6 protein-coding genes and 1 pseudogene are annotated in these 6714 nt (G+C 72.2%); 5 read left to right on the forward strand and 2 right to left on the reverse strand.

Annotation, left to right across the window (positions count from 1 at the left end):
* Window positions 1–477 (reverse strand): TetR/AcrR family transcriptional regulator (locus tag K7G60_RS37900; RefSeq protein ID WP_225805518.1); only part of this gene is annotated, 477 nt, incomplete at its 3' end.
* A 71-nt stretch (window positions 478–548) separates the two neighbouring features.
* Here K7G60_RS37900 and K7G60_RS37905 point away from each other — a divergent pair.
* Window positions 549–2153 (forward strand): FAD-binding oxidoreductase, encoded by a 1605-nt coding sequence (locus K7G60_RS37905; protein WP_225805519.1) that lies wholly within the window; start codon window positions 549–551, stop codon window positions 2151–2153.
* 497 nt (window positions 2154–2650) lie between these two features.
* Here the strand turns inward: K7G60_RS37905 and K7G60_RS37910 are convergent.
* Window positions 2651–2801 (reverse strand): annotated as a pseudogene (locus K7G60_RS37910) (IS5/IS1182 family transposase); the annotation flags it as partial.
* A gap of 198 nt (window positions 2802–2999) precedes the next feature.
* Here K7G60_RS37910 and K7G60_RS37915 point away from each other — a divergent pair.
* From K7G60_RS37915 to K7G60_RS37930, 4 genes are all read left to right on the forward strand, one after another.
* Window positions 3000–3638 (forward strand): hypothetical protein, encoded by a 639-nt coding sequence (locus K7G60_RS37915; RefSeq protein ID WP_225805520.1) that lies wholly within the window; start codon window positions 3000–3002, stop codon window positions 3636–3638.
* A 113-nt stretch (window positions 3639–3751) separates the two neighbouring features.
* Complete coding sequence (locus K7G60_RS37920) at window positions 3752–3976, forward strand: ferredoxin (protein ID WP_225805523.1); 225 nt, start codon at window positions 3752–3754, stop codon at window positions 3974–3976.
* Window positions 3933–5357: an FAD-dependent oxidoreductase gene (locus K7G60_RS37925; RefSeq protein ID WP_263986755.1), complete on the forward strand. Its 1425-nt coding sequence runs from the start codon at window positions 3933–3935 to the stop codon at window positions 5355–5357. Before K7G60_RS37920 ends, K7G60_RS37925 begins: the two co-directional genes overlap by 44 nt.
* Window positions 5358–5381: 24 nt before the next feature.
* The gene (locus tag K7G60_RS37930) at window positions 5382–6617 is read left to right on the forward strand and encodes a cytochrome P450 (protein WP_225805522.1); all 1236 of its coding nucleotides are present in this window, start codon (window positions 5382–5384) and stop codon (window positions 6615–6617) included.
* The last annotated feature ends 97 nt before the right edge of the window (window positions 6618–6714 follow it).

The following is a 6714-nucleotide window of genomic DNA, read 5'->3' on the forward strand; positions in this document are numbered from 1 at the left end:
CAGGGGGTCGGTGGTTCCGGCGGTGCGCAGGAGTTCGGCGGTGCCGGTCGCGGCGAGGTCGTCGATGGCGTCGCGGTAGTGCGCGGCGCGCCGGGCGGCGTCGCTGCCGGGCGGCAGTGTGGGGTCGTAGAGGACGAACCAGGCCTCGCGCTGCCCGTCGAGTGCGGTGAAGAGGGCGTTCAGGACGCGCAGGGGGGTGGGTGGCGCGTCGGTGTCCTGTCCGGCCATGGCGGTGCGGATGGCGTCCAGCAACTGGTCGCCGATCGGGTCGAGGCAGGCGAGGTAGAGGCCCTGCTTGCTGCCGAAGTACTGGTGCAGCAGCGGCTTGGTGACGCCGACCCGTACGGCGATGGTGGCCACGGTGGTCGCCTCGTACCCATGGCGGCCGAACTCCTCGGTGGCCGCGGCCAGGATCTGTTGTTCGCGATCGGCTCTCGGCACGCCCTTGGTGCCGGCCTTGGAGGGGGACGTTGGCATGGAAACAGATCTTACCCTAAGGTAATTTACCAACGGGTAAGTTCAATCGGACCCCGATCGGGAGCACTCTCATGTCTGCGATCCCATCCGTGCCCCGCTCCACCCGCACCCGTTCCTGGTGGGGCTGGGGCCATACCGACGCCCACCCCGACGACGCCGAATGCGCTGCGATGGGGGCCTTGCTTCCGGGCACCCTGGCCCGCCCGCTGCCGGTACCCCGCATCGCCGACCTGCCCATCGCCCGACCCGCCGTGACGCCCCCGTCCTCCCTGGCGCACCTGGTCACCGGCGAACCGCGGGCGCGCGCCGCCCACGCCATGGGCAAGGCCTACCGCGACGTCATCCGGGCCCTTCGCGCCCGTCCCGGCCGGATCCCCGACCTCGTCGCCCACCCCACCGGCGACCGGGAGGTGGCCGACCTGCTGGACTGGGCCGGCGAGCACGGCGTGGCCGTCATCCCCTTCGGCGGCGGCTCCTCGGTGGTCGGCGGCGTGGAGTACCGCGGCGATGCCCACCGCGCCGTGCTGTCGCTCGACCTGACCTCGATGGACCGCGTCCTGGAGATCGACACCGCCGGCCGCTCGGCCCGCATCCAGGCAGGAGCCCTCGGCCCCGTGCTGGAAGAGCAGCTGCGGCCCCACGGCCTGACCCTGCGCCACTTCCCGCAGAGCTTCGAGTTCTCCACCCTCGGCGGCTGGCTGGCCACCCGGGCCGGCGGCCACTACGCCACCGTCCACACCCACATCGACGACTTCGTGCAGTCCCTGCGTGTGATCACGCCCGCCGGAGCCGGTACGTCCTGGCGCCTGCCCGCCTCCGGCGCGGGCCCGTCGCCCGACCGGCTCTTCCTCGGATCCGAAGGCGCGCTCGGCGTCATCACCGAGGCATGGATGCGCCTGCAGGAACGCCCCCGCCACAAAGCCTCCGCGTCCGTGGCCTTCACCGACTTCCACCGTGCGCTGGACGCCGTGCGCGCCATCGCACAGTCCGACCTCGCCCCGGCCAACTGCCGCCTGCTCGACGCCGGCGAGGCCCTCCTCTCCGGCGCCTCCCGCGACGGCTCCTCCGTCCTGGTCCTGGGTTTCGAATCCGCCACCGGACCCGTCGGCGACCGCCTCGCGAGCGCGGTGGACCTGGCCCGCGCCCACAGCGGCCGAGCCGAGACGTCCCCGGCGGACCGTGACACCCCGGCCGACTCGGCAGTGAGCGCCTGGCGTTCGGCGTTCCTGCGCATGCCCTACCTGCGTGACGGCCTGGCCCGCATGGGCGCCGTCGTCGAGACCTTCGAGACCGCCGCCACCTGGGACAAGATCCCCGCCTTGATCGACGCCGTCCGCACCGAGGTCGGCGCCGCCGCCCTGAAGATCACAGGACACCCGGCCACCATCAACTGCCGCCTGACCCACGTCTACCCCGACGGGGCCGCCCCCTACTTCACCGTGGCCGTCGCCGGCCGACCCGGCGACGAGGTCGAGGTCTGGGACGACATCAAGGCCGTCGCCGGTGAGATCCTGCACCGCCACCGCGCCACGATCACGCACCACCACGCCGTCGGCCGTGACCACCGCGCCGGCTACGACCTCCAGCGACCGGAGCCTTTCGCGTTGGCACTGCGCGCCGCCAAGGACGCCCTGGATCCCCACCGCATCCTGAACCCCGGCGTCCTGCTCGACTGACGAGACCGGGCGGCAGGACGGCCGTGAGGCCGTGCCGCCAGGTGTGCTTCGCCTTCGTGGTGCGGGGCGCCCGCGAGGGCTGCCGGTGCCCGGCGCCAGTCCGCTCTCGTGCATCCGTCCGGAACATCGGAGTGGCCCGGGGGAGGGCGGCCGGTGTGGTTCCCGTATTCTCCGGCTCCACTTCCCGGGGGCGACGCAGGTACGGCAGCGGGCCGGCCGCTCAGACCCGATGGGGGAGTCATGGTGCGTACGACGCCCAGGCCCGGAACGGTGACGTCTGTGCCCTCGAAGGGGCGTGCCGCGTGCCGGTGGGCCCGTCGGCTCGCTGCCGCGGCGGGCCTCGTGGCGCTGTGCGCGCTGCCCACGACGGCGGCGGACGCGACCCCGTCGCAGGACGGCCGGACCTCCGCACACGCGCTCCTGCACGTGTCCGACTACGGCGACAACCGGGTCGTCAAGGTGGCCGGTGACGGGAGCGACCGGTCCACGCACGCCCTCCTGGAGGCCGCCTTGCCGCGGTCCACGGGACTCGGACCGGTGAGTCCGCCCCCCTTTCGCCCTCACGCGGGCGGAGTCGAGGACCGCCCGGGACAGGTCGAGCAGGCCGACATCGTCGAGGCGGTGCGGGATCTCCTCATGCGGCCGGCCTCACACGGGGACGCCGCCCGCGGTCGCAGGGCGACGGCGTTCCGGCACCGGGCCGGGGGCCGGGTGGGCCGTGCCTCGCCCGACCCCGCCATGGCCTGCATGGCGCATCGAGCTCTTCCTCCCGGGTGAGCCCGGTGGCGCCCGTCCCACGCCCCCTGCTGTCTGGACGAAGGAAGCGCACGCAGAAAGCGGGAGGCCATGGACCGGAAGCACAAGCGCCTCGCGACCCCCTGGGCCGCGGGAACGGCAGGAGTGGTGTTCGCGATCCTGACGGCCACGGCGATCATCCTGGTGCGCATCGCTCTGCCGGGCGGCGACGACGGGGGAGCCGTGACCGTCGACGCGGGACAGCGGAGTGCCGTACGGACGGCGCTGGAGCTGATCCCCTTCGCCGGGATCGCGTTCCTGTGGTTCATGGGCGCCCTGCGCGAACAGGCGGGTGAACGCGAGGACAAGTTCGTCTCCACGGTGTTCCTGGGGAGCGGTCTGCTCTTCGTCGCCATGCTGTTCGCCGCAGCCGCGGCGGCCTGGACCGTGCTCGGTGACGGTCGGGAGGACTCCTCCTTCGGCCGCGATGTCGCCTACGCCCTGCTGACCACGTACGCCATGCGGATGGCGGCGGTCTTCGTCATCACTGCCTCGACCATCGGCCGCAGGCTCGGTGTCCTCCCGCGCCCGCTCACCGTCCTCGGCTATCTGACGGGCCTGACGCTGCTCGTGGTGGGAGCGAGCGTGCCGTGGTCCGAACTGGTCTTCCCGGCCTGGGTGCTGCTCCTCGGCCTGAACATCCTGAGGGGCCGGCGTCCAGGCGCGCCACGGCCCCCGGCCTCGGCCTGATCGGGCCCCACCGCTCACTCGAACGGTCCGCCTTCCGTCGCTGTGACCCCACCGGCCGACGAGAGTGGGCGCAGGGGGCTTGAGCGGGCCGTTGGAGAGGACCGAATCCCGTGGTGAGCATTGCCGTCGATCTGAACCGCTGCCAGGGGTACGCGCAGTGCGCGTTCCTGGCTCCCGAGATCTTCACGATGCACGGCGACGAGGCGCTGCTGTACGACCCGGACGCCGACGAGGCACAGCGCGAGAAGCTGGCCCAGGCCGCCGCGGCCTGCCCCGTACAGGCCATCATCGTCGATGCCGTGGACGAGCCGGCCGAGGCGGTGCCCGGTGCTCGGTGACGGAGCCCTGGAGCGGCTCAAGCGCGAGGGCCGCATCGTCGTCGTCGGCGCCTCGCTGGCCGGCCTACGGGCTGCCGAGACCCTGCGCGCCAAGGGCTTCGCGGGGTCGCTGACCATGATCGGCGACGAGCCCTGCGAACCGTACGACCGGCCCCCGCTGTCCAAGGGAGTGCTGCTGGGCAGGGCGCGCGCCGACCGCACCGCACTGCCCCGGCTCCGATCCGTCGACGCGACCTGGCGGCTCGGCGTGCCGGCCGCGGGTCTGGACATGGCCGCCAAGCGGGTGCGGCTGGCCGACGGCGACGAGGTGCCGTACGACCGACTGCTGATCGCCACCGGAGTCCGGGCGCGCCCGTGGCCGCGCGAGGAGGAGGCGGAACTCGACGGCGTCTTCGTGCTGCGGACCCGCGACGACGGCGCCGCGCTCGCCCGGCGGCTCGCCGAGGGACCCCGACGCGTCCTCGTCATCGGCGGAGGCTTCGCCGGCTCGGAGATCGCCTCCGCCTGCCGCGAACGCGGGCTCGCCGTCACCCTCACCGAACGCGGCGCCGCGCCCCTGGTCGGCGCACTCGGCGGGGTGGTCGCCGAGGTGGCCGCCGGCCTCCAGCGCGAGCACGGCGTGGACCTGCGGTGCGGGGTCATGGTGACCGCCCTGGAGGGCGACGCCTCGGGGCGGGTGCGCGTGGCGCATCTGTCCGACGGGTCCACCGTGGAGACCGACGTGGTGGTCGTCTCGCTCGGTGCACTCCGCAACACCGAATGGCTGTACGGGTCCGGGCTCGGGGCCGGGCCCCGCGGAATCGCCTGCGACGCCGGCTGCCGCGCCTTCGACATCCGCGGAATCGTCACCGACGACATCTTCGCGGCGGGCGACGTCGCCCGCTGCCCGCACCCCCTGTTCGGCTACCAGTTCCTGTCCCTGGAGCACTGGGGCAACGCGGTCGCGCAGGCGGGGATCGCAGCGCACAACATGGTCAGCGAGAGCATCGACCGGTTGCCTCACATGGACGTGCCGGCCTTCTGGTCCTCCCAGTTCGGAGTCAACATCAAGTCGGTCGGAGTGCCGTCCATGGCGACGGAGATCCTCATCTCGCAGGGCTCACTGGACAGCCGCCGTTTCGTCGGTGTCTACGGATACCAGGGACGCGTCATCGGTGCCGTCTCCTTCGACCAGGGCCGATGGCTGCCGTTCTACCAGGAACTCATCGAGAAGACCGCGCCGTTCCCGCTGTCGTTCCCCACGGTCGACAGGCACACGGACGGACAACGGCCGATGGACGCGGACTTCCCCGACCCCTCGGTCCCCAGCCACGGCCCCACCGTGACCCTCAGCGGCTACTCGCCGGCCGACCGCCGGATGACGTTCACCCCCGCACACTGACCCGCACGGCCACAAGGACCTGCCATGACGCGATCCCTGCTGCACCAGATCCTGGACTACGCCAACCGGGCCGACCCGTACCCGATCTACGAAGAGCTGCGGAAGACTCCGGTCCACCACACGGGCGACGGGCCTTACGTGATCAGCACCTACTACGAGATCCGCAGCCTTCTGCACGATCCCCGGATCAGCTCCGACGCCCGCAACCTGGCCTCGGACAGCGCTGATCCGCTGGCCGAGGACACCCCGCGGGAAGGCGCCCTGCCGCCGGGCTTCCTGCGGCTCGACCCGCCGGAGCACGACCGGATGCGGCGCATGACGAACCGGCACTTCGGTCCGCCCCACTCGCCCCGCCGTGTCGACGGAATGCGCCCGGAGCTCCACGACATCGTGACCGGCCTCATCGACGGCCTCGCCGACCCCGGCCGCATCGACCTGGTGGAACAGTTCTCGTACCCCTTCCCGGTCACGGTGATCTGCAGACTGCTCGGAGTGCCGCGCGAGGACGAGGCGCGCTTCCACACCTGGGCGGACACCCTCGCCGCCGGCCTGGACCCCGACCCGGACGCCGATCCCGCCGAGCGCGGCAAGGACTCGCACGAGGCCCGGATGCAGTTGGGCATGTACCTGGCCGGCCTGATCGAGGAGCGCCGCAAGAACCCCGGGGACGACATGCTCTCCCAGCTGGCCACGGCCAAGGGCCAGGACGGTCCGATGACCACGATGGAACTGCTCAGCACTGCGGCCCTGCTCCTGATCGCGGGGCATGAGACCACGGTCAACCTCATCACCAACGGAATGCTGACCCTGCTGCGCAACCCTGACGTCCTTCAGCGCCTGAGGACCGAACCGCGGCTGGCCGTCCCCATCGTCGAGGAGCTCCTGCGCTTCGAGCCACCGGTGCAGCTGCTGCCGCAGCGCACCACCCTCGCCGACATCGAGGTTCGCGGCGTCACCGTCCCCAAGGCCTCCACCCTCTGGTTGGTCCTGGCGTCGGGCAACCGCGACCCCCGGCGCTTCGAGAACCCGGACCGCTTCGACCCGGACCGCCCGGACGTCCAGCACCTGGGCCTGGGCAGCGGCATCCACAGCTGCTTCGGCGCACCGCTCGCCCGACTGGAGGCCCAACTCGCCCTCTCGGAGCTGGCCCGGAGACTGGAGAACCCACGCCTCCTCGAGGACCCGCCCCCGTATCGCCAGAACGCCGTACTGCGCGGGCCGCGACATCTGAGGATCGCCTGCGACGGGATCCGACCCTAGGCCGTGTGTCGAAGGTGGATCTTGAGCTGTGAATGATCCCGGTCCATGGGTGGGGGCGATCTCGCGGACGAGCAGTGGGCGGCGCTGGAGCCGCTGC

The sequence above is a fragment of the Streptomyces sp. NK15101 genome (assembly GCF_020400725.1).
In the GTDB taxonomy this organism is placed as follows: Bacteria; Actinomycetota; Actinomycetes; order Streptomycetales; family Streptomycetaceae; genus Streptomyces.